Annotated in this window: 23 protein-coding genes, 1 tRNA gene and 1 pseudogene; 20 read left to right on the top strand and 5 right to left on the bottom strand. The window is 32.7% G+C overall.

All coding sequences use genetic code 11. The annotated features are described in order from the left end of the window. Positions 1–157: 157 nt before the first annotated feature. The 17 genes from Q0929_RS06035 to plsY all read left to right on the top strand — a co-directional run bounded on the left by Q0929_RS06035 (position 158) and on the right by plsY (position 15,420). On the top strand, positions 158–1,111 hold the full coding sequence (locus Q0929_RS06035; RefSeq protein ID WP_299238868.1) for a polyprenyl synthetase family protein: 954 nt from the start codon (positions 158–160) through the stop codon (positions 1,109–1,111). A gap of 372 nt (positions 1,112–1,483) precedes the next feature. Continuing rightward, positions 1,484–1,888 (top strand): aspartate 1-decarboxylase, encoded by a 405-nt coding sequence (panD, locus tag Q0929_RS06030; RefSeq protein ID WP_299238867.1) that lies wholly within the window; start codon positions 1,484–1,486, stop codon positions 1,886–1,888. A gap of 17 nt (positions 1,889–1,905) precedes the next feature. Then, entirely contained in the window at positions 1,906–3,249 is a 1,344-nt protein-coding gene (locus Q0929_RS06025) for a lytic transglycosylase domain-containing protein (protein WP_299238865.1), read from the top strand. Further along, positions 3,246–4,307: a flavodoxin-dependent (E)-4-hydroxy-3-methylbut-2-enyl-diphosphate synthase gene (gene ispG / locus Q0929_RS06020; protein ID WP_299238863.1), complete on the top strand. Its 1,062-nt coding sequence runs from the start codon at positions 3,246–3,248 to the stop codon at positions 4,305–4,307. The genes Q0929_RS06025 and ispG overlap by 4 nt, the downstream gene beginning before the upstream one ends. Continuing rightward, positions 4,300–4,728, top strand: a complete 429-nt coding sequence (locus Q0929_RS06015) for a hypothetical protein (protein ID WP_299238861.1) — start codon at positions 4,300–4,302, stop codon at positions 4,726–4,728. Before ispG ends, Q0929_RS06015 begins: the two co-directional genes overlap by 8 nt. A gap of 3 nt (positions 4,729–4,731) precedes the next feature. After that, complete coding sequence (locus tag Q0929_RS06010; protein ID WP_299238859.1) at positions 4,732–5,046, top strand: hypothetical protein; 315 nt, start codon at positions 4,732–4,734, stop codon at positions 5,044–5,046. Positions 5,047–5,049: 3 nt separating this feature from the next. Next, the gene (argB, locus tag Q0929_RS06005; RefSeq protein ID WP_299238858.1) at positions 5,050–5,949 is read left to right on the top strand and encodes an acetylglutamate kinase; all 900 of its coding nucleotides are present in this window, start codon (positions 5,050–5,052) and stop codon (positions 5,947–5,949) included. 10 nt (positions 5,950–5,959) lie between these two features. Next, positions 5,960–7,378, top strand: a complete 1,419-nt coding sequence (gene murD, locus Q0929_RS06000; protein ID WP_299238856.1) for a UDP-N-acetylmuramoyl-L-alanine--D-glutamate ligase — start codon at positions 5,960–5,962, stop codon at positions 7,376–7,378. Next, on the top strand, positions 7,365–8,462 hold the full coding sequence (locus Q0929_RS05995; RefSeq protein ID WP_299238854.1) for a putative peptidoglycan glycosyltransferase FtsW: 1,098 nt from the start codon (positions 7,365–7,367) through the stop codon (positions 8,460–8,462). The genes murD and Q0929_RS05995 overlap by 14 nt, the downstream gene beginning before the upstream one ends. 1 nt (position 8,463) lies before the next feature. After that, positions 8,464–9,507 (top strand): undecaprenyldiphospho-muramoylpentapeptide beta-N-acetylglucosaminyltransferase, encoded by a 1,044-nt coding sequence (gene murG, locus Q0929_RS05990; RefSeq protein ID WP_299238852.1) that lies wholly within the window; start codon positions 8,464–8,466, stop codon positions 9,505–9,507. Next, on the top strand, positions 9,488–10,354 hold the full coding sequence (murB, locus tag Q0929_RS05985) for a UDP-N-acetylmuramate dehydrogenase (protein WP_299238850.1): 867 nt from the start codon (positions 9,488–9,490) through the stop codon (positions 10,352–10,354). Before murG ends, murB begins: the two co-directional genes overlap by 20 nt. After that, entirely contained in the window at positions 10,347–11,249 is a 903-nt protein-coding gene (locus Q0929_RS05980; RefSeq protein ID WP_299238848.1) for a D-alanine--D-alanine ligase, read from the top strand. Before murB ends, Q0929_RS05980 begins: the two co-directional genes overlap by 8 nt. Further along, the gene (locus tag Q0929_RS05975) at positions 11,246–11,923 is read left to right on the top strand and encodes a hypothetical protein (RefSeq protein WP_299238846.1); all 678 of its coding nucleotides are present in this window, start codon (positions 11,246–11,248) and stop codon (positions 11,921–11,923) included. Before Q0929_RS05980 ends, Q0929_RS05975 begins: the two co-directional genes overlap by 4 nt. Further along, the gene (gene ftsA / locus Q0929_RS05970; protein WP_299238844.1) at positions 11,920–13,167 is read left to right on the top strand and encodes a cell division protein FtsA; all 1,248 of its coding nucleotides are present in this window, start codon (positions 11,920–11,922) and stop codon (positions 13,165–13,167) included. The genes Q0929_RS05975 and ftsA overlap by 4 nt, the downstream gene beginning before the upstream one ends. Before the next feature lie 20 nt (positions 13,168–13,187). Continuing rightward, positions 13,188–14,330, top strand: a complete 1,143-nt coding sequence (gene ftsZ / locus Q0929_RS05965) for a cell division protein FtsZ (RefSeq protein WP_299238842.1) — start codon at positions 13,188–13,190, stop codon at positions 14,328–14,330. Continuing rightward, positions 14,327–14,842, top strand: a complete 516-nt coding sequence (gene pgsA / locus Q0929_RS05960) for a CDP-diacylglycerol--glycerol-3-phosphate 3-phosphatidyltransferase (protein WP_299238840.1) — start codon at positions 14,327–14,329, stop codon at positions 14,840–14,842. The genes ftsZ and pgsA overlap by 4 nt, the downstream gene beginning before the upstream one ends. Then, positions 14,833–15,420 (top strand): glycerol-3-phosphate 1-O-acyltransferase PlsY, encoded by a 588-nt coding sequence (plsY, locus tag Q0929_RS05955; protein WP_299238838.1) that lies wholly within the window; start codon positions 14,833–14,835, stop codon positions 15,418–15,420. Before pgsA ends, plsY begins: the two co-directional genes overlap by 10 nt. A 341-nt stretch (positions 15,421–15,761) precedes the next feature. Here plsY and Q0929_RS05950 read toward each other — a convergent pair whose 3' ends face one another. The 5 genes and pseudogenes from Q0929_RS05950 to Q0929_RS05930 form a co-directional block, all read right to left on the bottom strand. Continuing rightward, positions 15,762–16,190: a hemerythrin family protein gene (locus tag Q0929_RS05950; protein ID WP_299238836.1), complete on the bottom strand. Its 429-nt coding sequence runs from the start codon at positions 16,188–16,190 to the stop codon at positions 15,762–15,764. Positions 16,191–16,311: 121 nt separating this feature from the next. Continuing rightward, a tRNA-Leu gene (locus tag Q0929_RS05945) sits at positions 16,312–16,395 on the bottom strand. 74 nt (positions 16,396–16,469) lie between these two features. Next, complete coding sequence (gene infC / locus Q0929_RS05940; RefSeq protein ID WP_299238870.1) at positions 16,470–16,976, bottom strand: translation initiation factor IF-3; 507 nt, start codon at positions 16,974–16,976, stop codon at positions 16,470–16,472. Positions 16,977–16,989: 13 nt separating this feature from the next. Beyond that, positions 16,990–17,283 (bottom strand): annotated as a pseudogene (locus tag Q0929_RS05935) (IS200/IS605 family accessory protein TnpB-related protein); the annotation flags it as partial. Between the two features lie 320 nt (positions 17,284–17,603). Continuing rightward, entirely contained in the window at positions 17,604–19,205 is a 1,602-nt protein-coding gene (locus Q0929_RS05930; RefSeq protein WP_299238835.1) for a PEGA domain-containing protein, read from the bottom strand. A gap of 100 nt (positions 19,206–19,305) precedes the next feature. On the opposite strand from Q0929_RS05930, the gene Q0929_RS05925 reads away from it, so the two are divergent. From Q0929_RS05925 to Q0929_RS05915, 3 genes are all read left to right on the top strand, one after another. Next, positions 19,306–20,655, top strand: a complete 1,350-nt coding sequence (locus tag Q0929_RS05925) for a glucose-6-phosphate isomerase (protein WP_299238833.1) — start codon at positions 19,306–19,308, stop codon at positions 20,653–20,655. A gap of 272 nt (positions 20,656–20,927) precedes the next feature. Next, a complete protein-coding gene (locus tag Q0929_RS05920) occupies positions 20,928–21,209 on the top strand; it encodes a hypothetical protein (RefSeq protein WP_299238831.1) in 282 nt (93 codons plus the stop codon). Further along, positions 21,209–21,699: 6-phosphofructokinase (locus Q0929_RS05915; RefSeq protein WP_299238829.1), on the top strand; the 491-nt coding region annotated here is incomplete at its 3' end. The genes Q0929_RS05920 and Q0929_RS05915, both read left to right, overlap by 1 nt.

The following is a 21,699-nucleotide window of genomic DNA, read 5'->3' as shown; positions in this document are numbered from 1 at the left end:
GTTCCATCTGAACCGTGTGGGTTATAAAGTTTCGTTTTACTTTTTACATTCTTACAAAAATCATCAACAACTTCCAAAATTTACAAATTATCATTTAAAGCATTTATTGTATAATAGAGATGCAAAATTACTTTGATACTCAGAAAGGAGCTATTTCTTGTTTAATTTTGATAAAGCTTATTTTGAAAAAGTAATGTATCAGCATTTAGATAGTAATGTTAATTTCATACTTCAAGTAGGTAAATACATTATAGACAGCGGTGGTAAGAGAGTTAGACCTTATCTTGTTTTGAAATTTTCTAAAATAATAAAAAATAAAAATGAAGAAAAAGACTATATCTTGGCAGCTGCATTAGAATATCTTCATACCGCATCCCTTCTTCATGATGATGTTGTAGATGGCTCACTATTAAGACGCGGAAAGCCTACAGCAAACAGAATTTTTGGAAATGATACAACCGTTTTAACCGGTGATTATATGTATGCTAACGCACTTTATCTCTTTTCTATCTATGGCGATATAGACATGATTAAAAACGTAAGCCAAACAGTCAAAAAAATGGCTGAAGGACAACTTTTAGAACTAAAAAAAATTGCTGACTTTGATATAACGTTACAAGAGTATTACTCAATTTTAGAAGGAAAAACTGCAGCACTGTTTGGAAGTTGCTGTTATGTTGGCACAGCACTTGGAACAGATAACGAGACTTTAAAACAAAAAGCTTTTGAGTATGGTTTAAACATCGGTATGGCATTTCAAATTGTGGATGATTTATTAGATTACACAGGAAAAGAGGAAAAAACCGGAAAGTCTATAATGAATGATTTAAGAGAGGGAAAAATAACATACCCTTTGATTGCTGTAAGAGAAAAACTATCTACAGAAGAAAAGGAATTCATAAAATCAGTTTTATTAAACAAAAATCCGGATACTGAAGATTTAATAAAAGTTAAAAATATTGTAGAAAGCTACGGTGGAATAGAAGAGGCTAAGCAAAAGGCAGAAGACTTTGTAAATAAAGCGATAGAAAGTTTAAGAGTTTTTGGAGACAGTGAAGATGTTGAGGAATTGGAAAGTTTAGCTAAATTTATAATTGAGAGAGAAATGTGATACAAGTGAGAACAGAATAGGGAGACTGTTCCAAAAATCCGCATTGTCATTCTGAGCGAAGCGAAGAATCTCCTATTTTTCTTTTCAAGTCAAAAATCAAAAAAGAGATCCTTCGGACTTCGTCCTCAGGATGGCACGGAAAGGTAAGCTTACGAAAATTCTGGAACACCCTCACAGAATAGGTGGATTGGATTAAGAATTGGCAAATGTTAATTAAGAAGATCCTTCTGCTTTACAGCCTTAGAATGACAAGGAAAGATAAACTTACAAAAATTTTTACAGCTCTCTCATAAATATATGACATTAAATCTTGAATGATTTAAAAAATTTTGCTAATTTCTTCTGCCAAAAAGTAAAGATAGGAGGCAATTAATGTATAGAACATTACTAAAATCTAAGGTTCATAGAATAAAAATAACCGGAGCAGACCTGCATTATGAAGGAAGTCTTACATTAGATGAAGAAATAATGGAAGCTGCAAATTTAATTCCATTTGAAAAGATAGAAGTTTATAACGTAAACAACGGTCAAAGATTTTCTACCTATGTAATCCCTGGAGTTAGATATTCAGGAGAATGTATCTTAAACGGAGCAGCGGCAAGATTAGGTCATTATGGAGATATTATAATAATTGCATCGTATGCAGCAGTAAACGAGAAAGATTTAGAAAGCTTCAAAGTAAATCTTGTTTACATAGATGAAAACACGAATACAATCAAAGAAAAGAAAGAAGTATTGGCGTTAAAATCTAAAGTTTTAGCCAAAACTAACGAATAGTAAAGTAGGTGATTAAAATGAGATATAAACTCATATTACTATTCGTTTTGATAGGGTTTTTAATACAATCTTGCTCTGTTCAAGTTAAAGAGAAGGGAAGCTCTACCTACAAAGATACATATAAACCAAAGACTGCTATAAGAAACGAAAATAAAGAAAAAATTGAGTTAAAAACATTGGAGAGTAATAACACAAAAAATAAAGTCTTAATAGCCATTACAGAAGAAGATAAAAATTTTATCAAGAAAGAAGCATCTGCATTAAGCATGCAAATTCCGGATGATAAAGATATAGATTATTTCATAGATTACTTTACAACGACAAAAAAATACTTCACAGAAAACGCTCTTAAAAGAGCAAATTACTTTATGCCAATGGTAAAAAAAATCTTCAGACATGAAGGACTGCCAGAAGAATTGGCATATCTTGCGGTTGTTGAAAGCGGATTTAATCCTTTTGCTACATCTCCTGCAAACGCAGCCGGAATTTGGCAGTTTATTCCATCTACCGGGAGAAGGTTTGGATTAAGAATAGATGAATACATTGATGAAAGAAGAGACCCATACAAATCTACAATAGCAGCCGCAAAATATTTAAAGACTTTATACAACATGTTTGGTAGTTGGGAGCTTGCGATTGCAGCATACAACTGTGGAGAAAAATGTGTCGCAAAGAGATTAGAATCTTCATCAGTCATATCTTTTTATGAGATAAAAGATATCCTTCCATCACAAACAAAAGAGTATGTTTCAAAATTTTTTGCCATTCTTCTGATTGCTAACAATCCTGAAAAATATGGATTGGATGTTAAAACAAATATTTATGATGTTATTAATTTTACTGCCGACAGAGAGATAAACTTAAATGACTTGGCGCAAGAGAAAAAAGTTGATTATGATATTTTAAAATTCTACAATGCCCATTTAAAGAAAGACATAGCATTTGAAGGAATAAACATAAACCTTCCAAAGCTTGATTATGCTGCAACCTTTGACAGGAGATTTATAACAACACAGCCAATAGCTAAAAATAAAACCAGTGAAAATAGATATGTAGCAAAAACATCAAGTCCTAAGCCTTCAACTGAACCTGCTCAAACAATTGTCTCCCAAACTCAGCCTGCTAAAAGTGAAAATGACAGCGAATCTTTAATATCACTAATCAAAACATCTGAAAAACCAGAGATTGTTAAAACATCCTATAAGCCATCTTCAAATAAAGAAAATATCTATATCGTTCAAAAAGGAGATACATTATTTAGTATTGCAAGAAAGTTTGGCGTATCTGTTGACGTTTTAAAAAATTTAAATAACTTAGAAGATGACAATATTAAAGTTGGACAGGAGTTATTGATTCCTTGATAAACAGAAGAAAGACAAGACCGGTTTATGTAGGCAATGTTAAGATAGGCGATGGAGCACCGATAGTTGTCCAATCTATGACAGATACAAAAACCCATGATATAGAAGCAACTTTAAATCAGATAAATAGACTTGCAAAAGCAGGATGTGAAATTATAAGAGTAGCCGTTCCAAGAGAAGAGGATGCGTTAGCATTGCCGGAAATTGTAAAAAATTCTCCAATACCTGTAATAGGCGATATACATTTTTCCCCAAGAATTGCCTTTTTATCTCTTGAAAGCGGTATACACGGAATCAGACTTAATCCTGGAAACATCAATGATAAAGGAAAAATCAAAGAAATCCTCCAAGAGTGTAAGAAAAAAAATATTGCAGTTAGACTCGGTGTTAACTCCGGTTCTTTGGAAGAAAGACTTCTTGAAAAGTATGGTTATCCGTCTGCCGAAGCTTTAGCAGAAAGTGCTTTGTACTGGTCAGAATTTTTTGAGTCTGTAGGTTTTACAAACTTTAAGGTTTCTATAAAAGGTTCTGACGTACTTCAAAATATAAAAGCAAATAAAATCTTTGCAGAAAAAACTGACATACCCCTTCATATAGGAATCACAGAAGCAGGACCGGCAGGTAGAGGGTCTATAAAATCTGCCGTTGGTATTGGCATTTTACTGTATGAGGGCATCGGAGATACAGTAAGAGTCTCTTTAACAGCAGACCCGGAGGAAGAGATAAAGGTAGCATATCAAATTCTTCAAGCACTGGATTTGAGAAGAAAAGGTGTTGAGATTGTATCCTGTCCAACATGTGGAAGGATTGAGGTAAACTTACCGGAAGTGGTTAAAAAAGTTGAAGAAAAATTAGAAGCGGTAGATAAACCTTTAAAGGTTGCAATAATGGGATGCGTTGTCAATGCAATCGGAGAAGCAAAAGAAGCAGATATTGGGTTAGCATGTGGAAATAAATCAGCTATTTTATTTAAAAAAGGAGTTCCAGTCAAAAGAGTCTCTGAAGAAGAGATGGTAGAGGAGTTATTAAACGAAATTCAAAGAATGGATAATGAATAAGGAAATATTTTTATCTTATTTAGCCGGAATGTTTGATAACTGTGGCAAACTTTCTTTAAAAAAAGATGGAAGAACAAAGAAAAGCATATATCCTGAGGTCATTTTAAGGTCTAAAAAGGAAGATTTTCTAATTCAGGTAAAAGAAGCATACGGCGGAACTCTTAGAAAAAACAAAAATTCTTATGTTTTAATCTTAACACACAAAAAAGCCAAAAATTTATTAAACGACTTAAAAGATTTCTCTATTTTAAAAAAAAGAGAGATTGAGATAATACAGCAGATTTTTTCAAAACAATTTTCCGGTAAATTAGAAGAAAAAAGAAGAAAAAAATTGATTGAAGAGTTTTTATCTTTGATTCAGCCTCCCGAAAGAAAATCTAAAAACAAAAAATGGTCTGTAAAATCTCTGTTGGAGGATTAAAGTTTGGAAGAGAAAGAATTTAACTTAAGAGGCGTTGCTGTAGATGTTACTTCTTATGAGCTTGAAGGTGTGGATGAATTTGGAAAGGCGCCTGTAGTGCTAAAAAAAGTTATAAAATATAAAAGCAGTTTCAGCTTAGTAATGAAAGGAATAACCGAAGAGTTAGAATGGTATTTTTCTAAAGGACTTACGAATATATACTTTTTAGACAACGGAAAAGCTCTAAGAATAGAGCATGAAGATGGAACATACTGGGTAGACCTGCCTGCAGACCCGGAGCTAATAAACTTTCTTAAAGATTTTATAGAGGAGGCTTAAAGGTTGGAAAGCATCATAGAAAAGGCTGAAATACTTTTAGAGGCACTGCCATTTATAAGAAATTTTAGAGGCAAAACCTTTGTTATAAAATACGGCGGAAACGCTATGGACAAAGCAGATTTAAGAAACGCTTTTGCGCAAGACATTATAATGCTTAAATACATTGGAATAAATCCTATAATCGTTCATGGGGGAGGACCACAGATAGGTCAGTACTTGAAAAAAATGGGCTTAGAGCCTAAGTTTGTTGGCGGTTTGAGAGCAACAGACAAAGAGACAATGGATATTGTTGAGATGGTTCTTGGCGGTCTTGTAAATAAAAGTATCGTTCAGCTGATAAACAGTTATTCAGGCGGACATGTGAAGGCAGTAGGAATTACAGGAAAAGACGGATGTTTAATAAAAGCAAAAAAGTTAGACGCAGAAGAATATTTTAGGTCTATTGGAGATTACAGACCAACGGAGCTTTTAGACTTAGGTCATGTTGGAGAGGTTGAAGAAGTAAATCCAGAGCTTTTAATCCATTTAGATGAAGACAACTACATACCTGTTATTGCACCAATAGGATTTGATGAAGAAGGAAACGCATACAACATAAACGCAGATTTTGTTGCAGCAGCTATTGCAGCAGCTTTAAAGGCAGAAAAAGTATTATTTTTAACAGACATAGAAGGCTTGAAAGATGAAAACGGCAACACTTTATCATCTGCAACCGTTAGCCAGATAAACCAAATGATAAAAGACGGTGTTATAAAAGGTGGAATGATTCCAAAAGTAAAAGCTTGTATCCAAGCTTTAGAGAAAGGCGTTAATAAAGCACATATATTAGATGGTAGACTTCCCCACTGCGTACTTTTAGAAATTTTTACTAAAAAAGGCGTTGGCACAGAAATAACTCTGTAGGAGCTAAATTTTGGTATTGATCTACGGAAAAGGCAAAACAGGAGAATCAATAAAAAAATATCTTGAGAAAAAAAACATAAAATCTTTGATAATTGATGACAACGACCCACTGCCAGAGAGTGAAAATATAAATACAATCATCGTATCTCCCGGCGTACCGTTTTTTAACAGAATTTTTAAGTATGCAAGAAAAAGGAGAATTCCAATAATCTCAGAAATTGAATTTGCATACAGACAGTGTAATGACAGCTGTGAAATAATAGCTATTACCGGAACAGATGGAAAAACGACAACAACGTCTTTGATTTACGAAGTTTTAAAAGAAATATCAGATAAAAATGTTTATGTAGGTGGAAACTATGGCATTCCATTTGTTGAGATTTTGGACAAAATAGAAGAGGCTTCGTTTTCTTATCAAAAGCCATTAGACCAAAAAAACAATCCTTTAGACATAGCAAATAGCGATAAAAACATGAATAAAAATAATATTTCAACCTCTCACGTCTCACATCTCACGTCTCACGTCTCACCTTTTATCGTAGTTTTAGAACTCTCATCCTTTCAGATTTACTCAACAAAAACATTAAAACCAAAAGTATCTATCATATTAAACATATCAACAGACCATCTTGATTGGCACAAAAAAGAAAAACATTATGTTTTATCTAAGCTAAAACTTTTAAAAAATACAGAATTTTCAGTGTTAAACTATGATGATAAATGCTTAAAAAATATAAAAGGTAAAAATGTCTATTACTTTTCTTTAAAAGATCTTCCGGAGGATGTTAAAGGAATTTATCTAAAAGAACATAGAAAAGAAGATGGTTTAAACGTTTATAATCTTGTGCTTAAAGATGATAAAACAGAAGAAATTCAAGTAAAAACTCAGCTTATAGGCTTTCATAATCTTCAAAACATAATGGCAACGATCCTGACAGCTTATCTGCTGAATGTAGATGTAGATAAAGTGATTGAAAAAATAAAAGAATTTAAACCCCTTAGCCATAGAATAGAATTTGTAAAAGAAGTAGAAGGTGTTAAGTTTTATAATGATTCAAAATCAACGACAGTTCAAGCTGTAGAAAAGGCGATAGAAAGCTTTGATGAAAACGTTGTTTTGATTCTTGGCGGAATAAACAAAGGCGGAGATTTTTCTAAGCTTGGCAGTTTATTAAAAACCAAAGTTTTATCAGCATTTATAATAGGAAGAGATAAAGAGCAGATATACCAGATGATTAAAGATTATACAAACAGCATAAAAAAGGAAAGCTTAGAAGAAGCAGTAAAAGATGCTTTTGAAGTTGCAAAAAGCAACAAAGCAGTTGTTTTATTTTCTCCTGGATGTGCAAGCTTTGATATGTTTAAAAATTACGCCGATAGAGGAAATAAATTTAAAGAAATAGTGGAAAGCTTAAATGGTAAGAAGTAAGTATTTTGATAACCATATATTTTTAGCTTTTTCTCTACTTGTAATAGTTGGATTTGTATTTATATACAGTGCTACGTTTACATACACTCCGGCGGACCCGTTTTATTATGTAAAAAGACATTTTATAGCTTTATTTATTGCCATTTTTGCAGGATTGTTTGGCTATTTAATGCCGATGGATTTTTGGAAGAAATGGGCTTACGCCTTCTTTGGTTTTGGAATAGTTTTACTGATTTTGGTGTATATTTTACCGGGAGATTCTACCGGAACCCATAGATGGATAAACTTAGGATTTTTTAAATTCCAGCCTTCAGAATATATAAAATTTGCAACTGTTTTATTTATTGCTAAATATCTATCCAGAAAAGAAGACATTTTAAAAACATTGGAGCCTTTTATCGTTATCTTTGCCGTTGTTTTTTTTACAGCTGTTTTAATTGCATTTGAGCCACACAAAGGAGCTGCGTTGTTCTTGCTTATTCTTACAACCTTAATTTTGTTCTCTTCAAGAGCAAACGTTAAACCTTTACTTATCTTTATACCTTTCATAATAGCCTTTGGAACTTTAATAATTTTAACAAGTCATTACGCAAAAAGCAGATTGATAGGTATGCTAAACCCAGACCCATCTACAAAGGAAGGTTATCAAGCCTTTCAATCTTTAGTTGCTTTTGTAAAAGGAGGTCCATTTGGTGAAGGTATAGGTAGCGGAACCCAAAAACTAAAATACCTGCCAGAAATTCATACAGACTATATTTTTGCTTTAATTGGCGAAGAAGCCGGCATCCTTGGCACTTTTTTCGTATTAGCTTTATATATCATTATTCTAATAAGAGGAGTACAAATTTCTTTAAGCAAAGATGATGTTTTCATCCAAACACTTGGACTTGGTATAACGTATATTATCACTTTAAACGCGTTGTTTCATATATTTGTAACCTTAAACCTTTTTCCATCAACAGGTTTTACGCTACCATTTATAAGCTATGGTGGTTCTTCATTGATCATGAACTTCTTGTATATAGGAATTCTACTAAGAATTTCAAAAGAGCCTAATAAAATAAACTTTGTTCAAAGGACTTAAGATGAAAAAAGTTTTTGTCTCCGGCGGTGGAACAGGTGGTCATTTTTACCCTGCTTTATCCGTTGCAGAAAATCTAAAAGAAAAAGGATTTAGCATTACATACATCGGAACTACAAATGGAATAGAAAGCAAAAAAGATTTTCCGGCTGATGAAAAAATTTTATACCCAATGAAAGCAGTAAGAGGAAAATCTATCATTGGCAAAATTCAAGGAGTTTTTAGCCTACTGTCAACAACCTTTAAAGTCTACAACCAGATAAAAAAAGAAAAGCCGGATTTTTCAATCTGCTTTGGTGGTTATACATCAATACCTCTTGGACTTGCATCTTTTTTAGCAGAAGTGCCATTGTACATACATGAGCAAAATTCCATCCCGTCTTATTCAAATAAAATTCTATCTTACTTTGCTAAAAAAGTTTTCATAACCTTCGAACTTACAGATAAGTTTTTTGACAGAAAGAAAACAGTTTTAACAGGTATGCCTCTAAGAAAAAACATCGTAGAAAGAGCTAAAAATTATGTGTATAAGCCAAACCAAACGAAAACAGTTTTGGTTGTAGGTGGCAGCCAAGGAGCAAAAAAACTTTCTGAAAACGCAATATCCTTAGCTTCAGAAATGAAAGATATTAAATTCATCCTTATAAAAGGAAAATGGCAGGTAGAAGTACCAAATTTAGAAAATCTTACAGTTTATGAGTACGTTGATAATATGGAAGACTTTTACACATCTGCAGATGTTGTAATTTCTCGTAGTGGTTCAAGTAGTGTTAACGAGATTTTATGCTTTGGTAAATACGCTATCTTTGTTCCATTTCCTTATGCAGCGTCAAACCATCAGTATTACAACGTAAAATGGCTAAAAGATTTAGGTTTGTGTGAATTGATTGAAGAAAAAGATTTAAGTAAAGAAGTTTTAAAAGAAGCATTAAAAGATGCTTTTAACAAAGACTTAGAAAGTTTAAGCAAAAAAATCAAAGAATATGCGATATTTGACAGTGGTGAAAAAATCGTAGAAAATATATTAAATGATTTTAAAAACAATTGAACATCAAGAAAATATAGACCTTAGGAATTTTTGCACTATAAAAGTTGGCGGAAAAGGAAAGATTGTATATTTTCCAAAAGATCATAAAGAAATCTCTATTTTAATTAAAGAGTATGATAACATCTATCCACTTGGAATTGGAAGCAATCTAATTTTTTCCGATGGAGTTGTGAATAGAGTTTTTGTCCACTCTAAGAATCTAAAAAAGTATGAGATAGAAAATCAAAACGATATTTTTTACATCACCGCAGAAGCCGGCGTAAGCTTTAAAACCGTAGTTTCAGTAGTGAAAAAGTACAACCTTGAAGGATTTGAAAACCTGTCCGGCATTCCTGCAACCGTTGGCGGGGCAACTGCAATGAACGCAGGAGCTTACGGAAGCGAAATCTTTGATTTAATAGAAGAGGTTTGGTGGATAGACAGAGAAGGACGGCTAAATCATTCAAAAAAGGAAGAGATTAAATACTCTTACAGATACTCCCAATTTCAAAACGAAGGTTTTGTTTATAAAGTGAAGCTAAAGCTTAGAAAAAGTGATAAAAACATATCAGAGATTATAAAAAACCATCTGCTTGATAGAAACAGCAAGCAACCCCTTGATTTACCAACAGCCGGGTCAACTTACAAAAATCCACCGGGAACATATGCCGGCAAACTGATTGAAGCAGTTGGCTTGAAAGGTTATAGAATAAACGATATAGGATTTTCTGAAAAACATGCAAACTTTCTTGTAAACTATGGAAATGCTGAGTTTAAAGACCTAATAAAACTATTAGAACTTGCCGAAAGAAAAGTATTAGACGAATTTAATATAAATCTTGAAAGAGAGGTTAAAATCATTGACTAAAATCGCGCTTTTATATGGTGGATACTCAAGAGAAAGGGAGATTTCTATCAAAAGTGGAAAAGCGGTAGAAAAAGCTTTAAAACAGCTCGGATATAATTACAAAGTATTTGACATAATAGAAAGAGATAAATTCATAAAAGAGATTTTAGAATACAAACCAGATTTAGCATTTATAGTTTTACACGGAAAAGGTGGAGAAGATGGTACAATTCAAGCTATCTTAGAATTTCTTGGCATTCCTTACACAGGGTCGGATATGAAAACAAGCGTCATAGCAATGGATAAAGTACTAACAAAGATGTATTTGAAAAACTTTGGCATTCCAACGCCAGATTGGACATTTTTCACAGAAGAAAAAGAGGCTTTAAATTATAGACCGGATTTCCCGGTTGTCGTAAAAGCTCCTACAGAAGGGTCTTCTATTGGTGTTTATATAGTAAACAATCAGCAAGAATATGAAAATGCTGTAAGAGAAGTATTTGACCTTGATGATAAAGTATTGGTAGAAAAGTTTATCAAAGGAAGAGAGCTAACAGTTAGTATACTTGACGATGAAGTTTTTGATATTGTTGAAGTTGTTGTATCAGAAGGCTTTTATGATTTTAATAACAAATACATTACAGGAAAAACTCAGTACATATGCCCAGCTCAATTAGATGAAGATGTGTATAAAAGCATTCAAGATTTAGGACATAAGGTTTATAAACTCTTAAATTGCAAAGGACCTGCAAGAGTTGATATCATTTTAGAAAATGATAAGAATCCCTATGTGCTAGAAGTAAATACAATCCCCGGAATGACAGAGTTTAGCCTACTTCCCAAAGCTGCATTGGCAAGAGGAATTACATTCAACCAGCTTGTAGAAAAAATAATAAAAAATAGTTTAAAAAGATGAAAAAACTTGGACTTTTTTCAGCATGGATTATTCTGTGTGCTTTACTTGGCTACTATGCTCCAACTCTACCAATTGTAAAAGATATAGTAGCAATCAAGAAAGTAAACGTTGTTGGAACTGATAAATTATCAGAAAACGATTTAAAAAACATCTTTAAAACAGAAAATTGGATATTTGTATCGGAGGATAGATTGAAAGAAAAATTAAAAAAATACCAATTTATTAAAGATATAAAAATCTTTAAGCCAAATCTTGGCGAAATTACGATGATAGTAGAAGAGAAAAAGCCCTTTGCTAATATCATTCAAGGTAGTAAAGTTTTTACCGTTGATGAAGAAGGAAATATATACGAAACAGACATCTCAAATTTGCTAAACCTTGTGAATATATACTATAACGATAGTGAATTTCAAAAAAGCGATGTATTAAAAATCAAGAAAATTATGGAAAGTTTTAAAGATTATCAGCTTTCTAAATTTATAATTCAAAAATCACAAATAGCAGCTGAAACTTCCGATGGAAAAATATTGGTGTTTTCAAAAGATGAGCTTGATGATAGTATAAATAAAGCTAAAATATTTTTAGCAAATAAAAATCTAAATGATTATAATTATCTAAATTTTAGTTTTGACGAAATGGTAATAGTAAAAAAATTAAACGAGGAAACAAAATGAGTAAAAGTAAAACTTTTGTAGCGCTTGATGTAGGAAGTTATAAAACTGTTGCAGTAATTGGTGATTTAGATGAAACTGGAAAATTGCATATAATAGGTTTTGGAGAGACACTATCTAAAGGTATTGAAAAAGGAGCGGTAGTAAATCCTTCAGAAGCTATAAAATCAATAAAAGAAGCGATTGCAACAGCTGAATCAAACTCTGGATTTAGAATAAGCTCAGTAGTCTTAAATATTGGAGGAATTCATATTGAATCAAAAAATGAAAAAGATTTTATAAGCTTTTCTTCATCCAATAAAGAAATAGACCAAAATGACATAAACGCACTGATAGAAAAAATATCTGAAAAATTTAAAAATGATAACATCCAGATTTTGCATATCATTCCAAAAATGTATGTCTTGGATGATGATGAGATAGTATATGAACCTGTTGGTCTAATTGGTAGTAAAATATCCGGAGAATACAATGTTATAACAGGTAAGGTTAATTCTATTAGCAACATTAAAAAGGTAGTTGAGCAAAGCGGTCTTGGAGTTATGGATATTGTCGTCAATCCTATAGCATCTGCCACTTCCGTGCTTTATGAAGAAGAAAAGGACCTTGGTGTTGCGATAATTGACATTGGCGGTGGTTTAAGCGACATAGCAGTATATAAAAACGGTTATCTTGAAGTAGTAAGGTCTATTCCTATTGGTGGAAATCTTATAACAAAAGATATATCCTTTAGATTTAAAATATCCAAGGATATTGCTGAAAGCTTAAAAAAGCAACATGGTCTTGCTACAACCGAGTTTTTAGAATTTAATGAAGTAGTTGAAGTTAAAACCAGAGAAGACGAGGATACAATCAAATTAGAAAAGTATGAAATTGTAGAAACAATAGAATGGAGATTAACTGAAATGTTTGAAATTTTAAGAAAAGAGGTTGAAAAAACCGGACTTTATGATAGATTAAATGCAGGCATTGTTTTAACCGGAGGAGTGGCTAATACCCCTTATATCCAAAATCTTGCAGAAAGGATTTTTGAAAAAGATGTAAGAATCGGAAAGCCAAAAGAATTTAAGGCGTTTAACGAAAAATTCTACAGTCCAGAGTACGCAACAGTGATAGGATGTCTGCAGTTTACAGCTTCCGCTATAAAAGATAAGCATGTAGGGTCTAGTAACAGTAGTGAAATGTTTAGTTTTAATATATCTGACACTTTTATAAAGTTTTTTGATAAAATAAAGAATCTTTTCTAATTGTTTGGAGGAAACTTAGAATGGAAATAAATTATGACGCAAAAAATCCAACTAAAATTAAAGTTTTTGGTGTAGGTGGCGGGGGAAGCAACGCAGTAGCAAGAATGTATCAAGAAGGACTTCAAGATGTTGAATTATATATAGTTAACACAGATTTACAACATTTAAACTACCTTCCTGTTCCAAATAAAATTCATATTGGAGAGAGTATTAGTAAAGGTTTGGGTGCCGGTTCAAAGCCAGAAATTGGCAGAGAAGCCGCATTAGAGAATTTAGATAAAATCAAAGAAGCTATGGAAGGAGCTGATATGGTATTTATAGCAGCCGGACTTGGCGGTGGGACAGGTACAGGTGCCAGTCCGGTTATAGCTCAGGCAGCCAAGGAAATGGGTATTTTAACTGTGGCTGTAGTTACAAAACCTTTTAGCTTTGAAGGTAAAGTTAGACAAAGAATCGCAGAGGAAGGATTAGGGCAGTTAAAAGAAAGAGTTGATACATATCTTGTTATCCATAACGATAGATTATTACAAGTAGCAGGTAAAAATGTATCGTTTGCCAATGCCTTTAAGCTTGTTGACAGTATACTTTATAGGTCTGTAAAAGGAATCACTGATTTGATTTTAGTTCCGGGCTTGATTAATCCAGACTTTGCCGACGTCAAAACAATAATGGAAAATGCAGGCAAAGCTTTAATTGGCGTTGGCTCCGGAAAAGGTGAAAATAAAATAGAGGAAGCAGTAATGTCTGCAACAAGCTCCCCATTGTTAGAAGGAACATCCATCCAAGGAGCAAAAAGATTACTTATAAATGTAGAAGTTAGTCCGGATTTATCATTTATGGAAGTTAACGAAGCCGTTTCACAAATTAGAGAGCTTGCCCATGAAGAAGCGCACATTATATTTGGTGCATCAATCATAAATGATGTGGAAGATGAAATTAAAATTACTGTAATAGCTACAGATTTTGAAGATGAAAGAAAATCAGAATCTAAGCCTTCTTTAAAAACAAGACCATCCGGAATAATAGAGAAAAAGGAGTCTATAAAGAGAGAGAAAACTTCATACACTGAAGAATCTAAGTCAAAAGAAGAGTTTACATCTGAATCTTTATCTTATGATGAATTAGAGATTCCACCTTGGGTAAGAAAGGGTAAAAAGAGTTGAATATAGGATTTGCTAATTTAGTAACATTATCAAGATTAGTGATAATTCCATTTTTGATATACTCTATATTAAAAGATAATTATTTTTTGTCTGGTTTTTTAGTAATTGTTGCTATTCTAACTGATTATTTAGATGGAATTATTGCAAGAGCTTCAAATGATGTAACAAAGCATGGTGAGCTTTTAGACCCGGCAGTTGATAAAATTTTTACAGTATCAGTTTTAGTAGCATTGGTAGAAAAGCACGTTGTAAATTCTTTTGAAGTTTTTTTAATTATAGCGAGAGAAATGCTTGTAACATGGGTTAGAAGTGTTTTGGTAAACAAAGGAATTGTAGTTCCTGCTTATTTCTTAGGAAAGCTAAAAACGTCCATCCAACTTTTAGCAATATTTTTACTTTCTATAAATTTTGTAGAATTTGGAAAAGTTGCTCTATGGATATCTATATTCTTTGCCTACGTTTCTGGGTTTGAGTATTTTATGATATTTTATAAGGAAAAAGCATGGAAGTAAACTTTATCGTATACTTAATTATCACGTACTTACTAGGCTCGATCCCTTTTGGCTTAATTGTAAGCAAGCTTTTTGGAAAAGATATTAGAAAAGAAGGTAGCGGAAATATTGGTGCTACAAACGTTACAAGAGTTCTGGGTAAAAAAGCAGGATTTTTAGTATTAATCTTAGATATGTTAAAAGGTTTTCTGCCTGTCTATATTGCAAAGTACATTTTTGACGCAAAACTTGTCTCATTACTTGCTATAGCGTCTGTTATCGGACATTGTTTTTCAATTTACTTAAAGTTTAAAGGTGGAAAAGGTGTCGCAACAGCTTTTGGTGTATTAATTGCTTTATCCTATAAAACTGCGTTGATTGTTAGCATGTTTTGGCTTGGTGCGTTTCTTGTCTCTGGCTATGTATCTCTTGCATCTATGTTGTCAGCAAGTGTTTCTTGGGTTGTCATTAATTTCATTGAAAACAATATTTATTATACATACGCAGCATTTATTATTGGGTTGATTATTATCATTAAACATAAGGATAATTTAGATAGGTTGTTAAAAGGTACTGAATATAGATTCTTACATAAATAGTGGTATAACCAATTAAGAGTTTCTCTTTTTTACTAAACACACCTAACTTAACATCAGGCTATAAGTAGATATTTTCAAATCTGCAGATACTTTTGAGATAAATCTGCTTACCCAGAGAGATAGTTTAAAGAATGGAAGATGAAAAAGTCTATACCAGCTTCAAAGGATAACATGTGGTTCTTAAAAAACCCAAATCGTCATTCTAAAGCTGGCGAAGAATCTCGTGTTTTCTTCTTGAACCAAAAAGAGATCCTTCGACTCACAGCCTCAGAATGACAAGAGAAGGCAAAGTTATATCATTCCAAAGCTATAGCGAGAAATCTCAATAATTCTTTTTTAACTTATACAGCTGCGAGATCTTTCTTTTTCAAATCAATTTCTACTTCTTTTGCATAAATTCCATATTTTTTATCCGTTTTAGCAATATGGCTGTATAGCCAACCCCATGCAAAGGACAGGGCTTCCCTAAAAGCCTTTGAGTCCCCTTTTTCTATAAGTGGGGCTAAGTTGTAAACTTCTCTACGGAACAATTCATGTACCTTTCTATGTTGTTCTAATTCAGGATAACCTATTTTTTCCATAAATTTTTCCTCTTCGGACAGATGGTGCTCCATGTAGGCAAGAAGATCTCTTTCAAAAAGCTCTAAAGCTTCATCTTTTTTACCTTCTCTTAAGAACTTGTAAGTGTTATTCAATAGTTCTACAAATTTCATGTGCTGTTTGTCCATCTCTTCGACATGTGTAAGAAGATTGTTATCAAATTTTATCATATCTAACCTCCTTTAAAATGTATTTTTATCTTTTAATTTATTAGATAAATTTATTGAGGGGGGGACTATATAATTAAAGAACCTTTTTGACCTTTTAGACTAACTAAATCTCAGAATAAAATGCCGAAGGCGGGAGTCGAACCCGCACGCCCTTGCGGGCGGGGGATTTTGAGTCCCCTGCGTCTGCCAATTCCGCCACTTCGGCATCTATGAAAAAAGTGATTATGATTCGATAAAATTCGTCTTACGCTACCGGTCAAGATGTTATTTTATATTATACTACTTTTTAGGGATAAGAGTAAACATCATATTTTTGCCTTCCTTGACCGGTGGTTTTTCTACAACTGCTATGTCAGAAACGTCCTCTATGATTCTTTGGGCAAGTTTATCTCCAAGTTCCGGATGAACGTTCTCTCTTCCTCTAAACCATATCCAAACTCTTACTTTATCTCCATCTTGGATAAATTCTCTAATATGTTTTATTTTTGTTTCATAGTCGTGCTTTTCTATGTTTAACTTAAATTTCATTTCTTTAACATCTTGAACGTGCTGCTTTTTCTTTGCTTCTTTTTCTTTTTTCTTCTGTTCAAATTTATACTTGCCATAGTCCATAATTTTACAAACCGGCGGATTTGCGTTTGGAGATACTTCCACTAAATCCAGATTTTTTTCTCTTGCTAATCTTAATGCCTCTTCAATTGGAACTATTCCTAAGTTTTTACCTTCGTCGTCAATTAGTCTTACTTCTTTAACCCTGATTTGATTGTTAATTCTTAACTCTTGAATGACTAAAACCTGGTCAACCAAACTGTATAAAACTCGCACAGTTTGGGTTGGGGTATTTGTATTCCGCCATTTCAGACACTTCCGACCCCAACAGGCGGTATTTTGGAAGTGCCCTATCAACCATTGCTATCCAATCCTTTGAAATTATTATACGCTTCAAAAAAGAAAGATCTTTGTAAGACTTTTCAAGACAGCAGAAGGCTAAGGCTATGGAAAGAACTTGCCAGCTTTTATGACTACCTGTGGGTAGACCCCTCATCTGCTGCTTCCATTGGTTGACAAGTTTTTGGGTAGCTGTCTTACTTTTCCACTTTCTACAGGAGTTATCAATCTTTTTTTCATAATTAATCAATGGTATTCTACTGATTCCGTATATCTCTTCACACTTTTTTGTAGTTAATAGTTTTCTATTCATAATAATTCATTATTTTACACCTTTTTACATAAAATAGCAACTGTTGTAATTCGCTCAGAATGACGATTTGGGTTATTGGAATAGTTTCGCTGTTGTGTACCCCTATTTTAGAAAATTTAGAGCTTAATTATACTATACTAACGTGAAAGGTAATAGGTGGAAGGCAAGAAGTAAAAAGACTCCTACCTTTCCACCTAACCGCTAAATGCTTTTTACTCTATGGTTTGAACCCATTTTCTCAGTAATTTTCCATTGTACCAAAGGTTAATTGTTGGATTTTCTACAGAAGATGCGGTGATTGTGATTTCTTCTGTTGCAAAAATAACAGATGTTGGTTGTGCTGTAAAGTTGCTAATTGTATAAAGCTTGCCTCCATTGATATCGTAAACCTCTACAGTTTTGTCCGCCTTAGCTAAAGCAATTTTGCTGTTTGATGGGGATAAGTTGGCTGATAATACAGTTGTATTGGATGAAACAGTTTTAGACACGCTTAAGTCAGCTAAATTTAAGACCTTAGCTTCTTTTGAAGCTATCACTAAATATTTACCATCCTTAGAAACTTGAATATCATTTATTCTTCCGGAAGATATATTTTCTGACTTCTCTATGTTATCTGAATTCGTATCATATACAATTAATTTTCCGCTTTCTGTTCCTGCATAGATTTTGTTGTTATACCCTTTTAAAACAGATATTGATTCATTTAAAGAAATATCTTTAATTTTATTACCAGTCTTAGCATCTAATACGAATCCTTTACCATCTTTGGAGAAGACATATACATTATTTCCACCTTTTCCAAAAGAAATTAAAGATGCATTTACGTCAAATACTTTATTTACAATTACAGAAGCTGTAGAATTGTCCCAAACAAGAATTTTTACAGGATTTTTCATGTCTTTATATTTGTATGCAAGTGCTTTGATAGGTTTTATAGCGGTTGTAAGTTTTCCATCGTCAGAAATTGCAAAAGTTGAGAATTTATCAAAGTTTCTTACATCCTCCGGGTCCCATAAAGAGATATGTGGCTTTAAGTCTGTTATATCCCAGAAGTAAATACCAGCTTTTCCTAAGGATACGAAATATTTATAATCTTTTGTCATGTATAATGGTCCATAAGCTTGAACAGGTGGAAGCTGAACATCTTCAAGGGTGTAATTAACATAAAACTCATCACCCTTTTTAACATTTATGGTAAAAGTATCTTTATATACATCTTTTTCTACAGTAATTTTATGAACACCCTCATCAAGATCAACGTTTTGTGGTGAAGTTACAATTTCTTTTCCATCTACATAAATTTTAGCATCCTGTGGATTTGCGTTTAGATGAATAACAGCTTTTGTTAAGTTTACAAATATAGATGTTGTCTTCCCGTATTCAATAACTACTTTTCTTGAAGTACCTACAGCTCCATGTTTAAAGATAATAAGATGTTTTCCAACAGGAAGATACTCTTTAAACGGAGTTTTACCGATGTAATTTCTTCCTTCCATAACAATTGCACCTTGCGGTATAGAGTCTGCTTGAAGAATGCCTGTTGGCTTTGGATTAAACGCTAATTTTGTTGTTTTGTCATAATAAACCCAAACACCTTTTTGTGTATCTCTATCAAATTCTGTTGTTGCCACAGTAATGTCATAACTACCTTCTTTTAATTCCAATTCAAGAGGCGTTTTTCCAACATGTTTTCCATTGATGTAAACATCTGCATTTTTTGGCTCTTGAATAGAAATTTTTCCTTTACCTTCACAAGAAGAAAGGATAAATGACGAGAAGATAAGAAAAACCATAAACCATAAACCTTTTCTCATACCACACCTCTCAGTTTAGTTAATATTTGCTAACCATATTATAAAACAAAAAATTGATTTTTGTCATAAAATATTTTACATACATTTCAAGGGGGTCATCATGATAAAGATAGATTTTACTAATGTTATGTCAGATGTTATTGGTGAAAAACATGGAATTTTATTTGAAGAGATCGAAGCTTATAAAGAAATTGTAAAAGAAGTACATGAAAAAATAAAAGAAGAGAAAGATAATAGCTTTTACTTTACCAAGCTACCTTATCAACGCACGGAAGAGATTAAAAAACTTGCTACAGAAATAAGAGAAAATTTTGATTACTTTGTTGTAATTGGAATAGGGGGTTCTGCCCTTGGAAATCAAATGATCCAAGAAGCAATAAATGGTTTTAACTATAATGATTTTAATTATCCAAAGTTTTATATTATGGATAATGTAGACCCGGAAAAAATAGGCAACATTTTTGACTTAATAGACATCAGGAAAACAATGTTTAATGTGATAACAAAATCCGGTTCTACTGTTGAAACAATAGCGAACTTTGCTATAGTTTTAACCACGCTTAAAGATGAGTTAGGAGAAGATTATAAAGACCATCTAATATTTACCACAGACCCTGAAAAAGGGTTTTTAAGAAAGTTTGGGGAAAGAGAAAGAATCAAAATGCTCGACATTCCGCCAAAAGTAGGTGGAAGGTTTTCTGTATTAAGCAATGTTGGACTTTTATCATCTGCTGTCTGTGGAATTGATATAGAGCAGCTTTTAGAAGGTGCAAGAAAAGCCGATGAACTTTGCATGAAAATTTCAAATCCTTTAGAAAATCCTGCTTATTTAATTGGACTTATTCATTATTTAGCTTGTGAAAGGAAAGGAAAACATATATCAGTAATGATGCCATACTTTGAGAGATTATCATCATTTGTAGATTGGTATAGGCAGCTATGGGCTGAAAGCCTTGGCAAAGAAGGCTTTGGTCAAACTCCATTAAAGTCCATCGGAACAATAGACCAGCACTCTCAAATTCAGCTTTTTAGAGAAGGTCCAAAAGATAAAATTATTACATTTTTAAGGGTTTTAGAAAGTAGTAGAGATTACAAAATCCCAAAAGATATCCCAGAAGAAATTGGATACCTTGCTAACCATTCATTGAAAGAAATTTTAGATATAGAGTTAGAAGGAACAAGAGCGGCATTAATTAAAAGTCAAGTGCCAAACTTAACTATAACAATTGATAGATTAGACCCTTACAATCTTGGAATGTTGATTTATATTTATGAACTTGCAACAGGATTTACCGGATTGCTTTATAAAATTAATCCATTTGACCAACCAGCTGTTGAAGAAGGAAAAGATTTTGCTTACGGTCTTATGGGTAGAAAAGGATATGAGAAAAAATTAGAAGATTATAGTGAATTAGTTAAAGAAAAGTATTTATTAGAAATAAAGGATTAGTATATCTTAGGGGATGGAAAACTATACTCTGCAGATGGATGCTAAAAACTATCAATGATGTCATTCTACAGTTGGCACATCCTGGAGGATAACACAAAGAAGTAATTCTACGAAAATTTTGGAGCAATCTTACTACTAAAAGAATTGGATGATACCATGTTTAAACAAATCGGAATTTTTCCCAAACGGGTCTTACTTCAAAAACAATAAAACATATACAAATTAATCTTAAAAAGTGATAAAATTATCCTAAATTTTTTGGAGGTTGTATCATGAAAAAAGTATTATTTGCATTGGCTATTACATCTGTTGTAAGCACTTCATTTGCAATCACAAAACAAGAAGCTGAGAAAAAGATAGCAAACTATGTAGGACTTGGTAAAGACTATACAATCAATGTTTGCGAAAATGATAAATATTTTATAGGTGAAATCAATCTAAAAGGTTATGAAAATTTATCAACTGTCAGAAAAGTTTATGTTAACAAACAAACCGGCGATATCATCCCAGAGATGGCTCAAGCTTCTGATTTTTGCTATATGGTAAATAAATAATGAAAAAAATCGGATTACTTACAAGCGGTGGAGACTGCCCTGGTCTTAACGCATGCATCAGGGCAGTTGTCAGAACTGCTAATTACTATAACATTGAAGTTGTAGCTTTTAAAAGAGGCTTTAAAGGTCTTATAGAAAACGATTACACAATCTTAGATTACAAATCTGTCGCAGGTATTTTACAAAAAGGAGGAACTATTCTTTTAACTGCAAGAGAGCCAAGATTTAAAGATTATAATTTTAGAAAAATAGCTTATGAAAATATACGAAAACATAATATAGATGCATTGTTCGTAATTGGTGGCAATGGAAGCTTTCAAGGTGCTTATTTACTGCAAAAAGATTTTGGGCTAAACATCATAGGAATTCCAAAAACTATTGACAATGATATTTATGGAACAGATTATGCAATAGGTTTTGATACAGCTGTAAATAATGCCATGGAAGCAATAGATAAAATAAAAGACACGACCATGTCCCATGAGAGAAT

This window comes from Sulfurihydrogenibium sp. (genome assembly GCF_028276765.1).
Lineage (GTDB): Bacteria > Aquificota > Aquificia > Aquificales > Hydrogenothermaceae > Sulfurihydrogenibium.
Note: the sequence above shows the minus strand (reverse complement) of the source record. Positions and strands in the feature narration are given on the sequence as shown.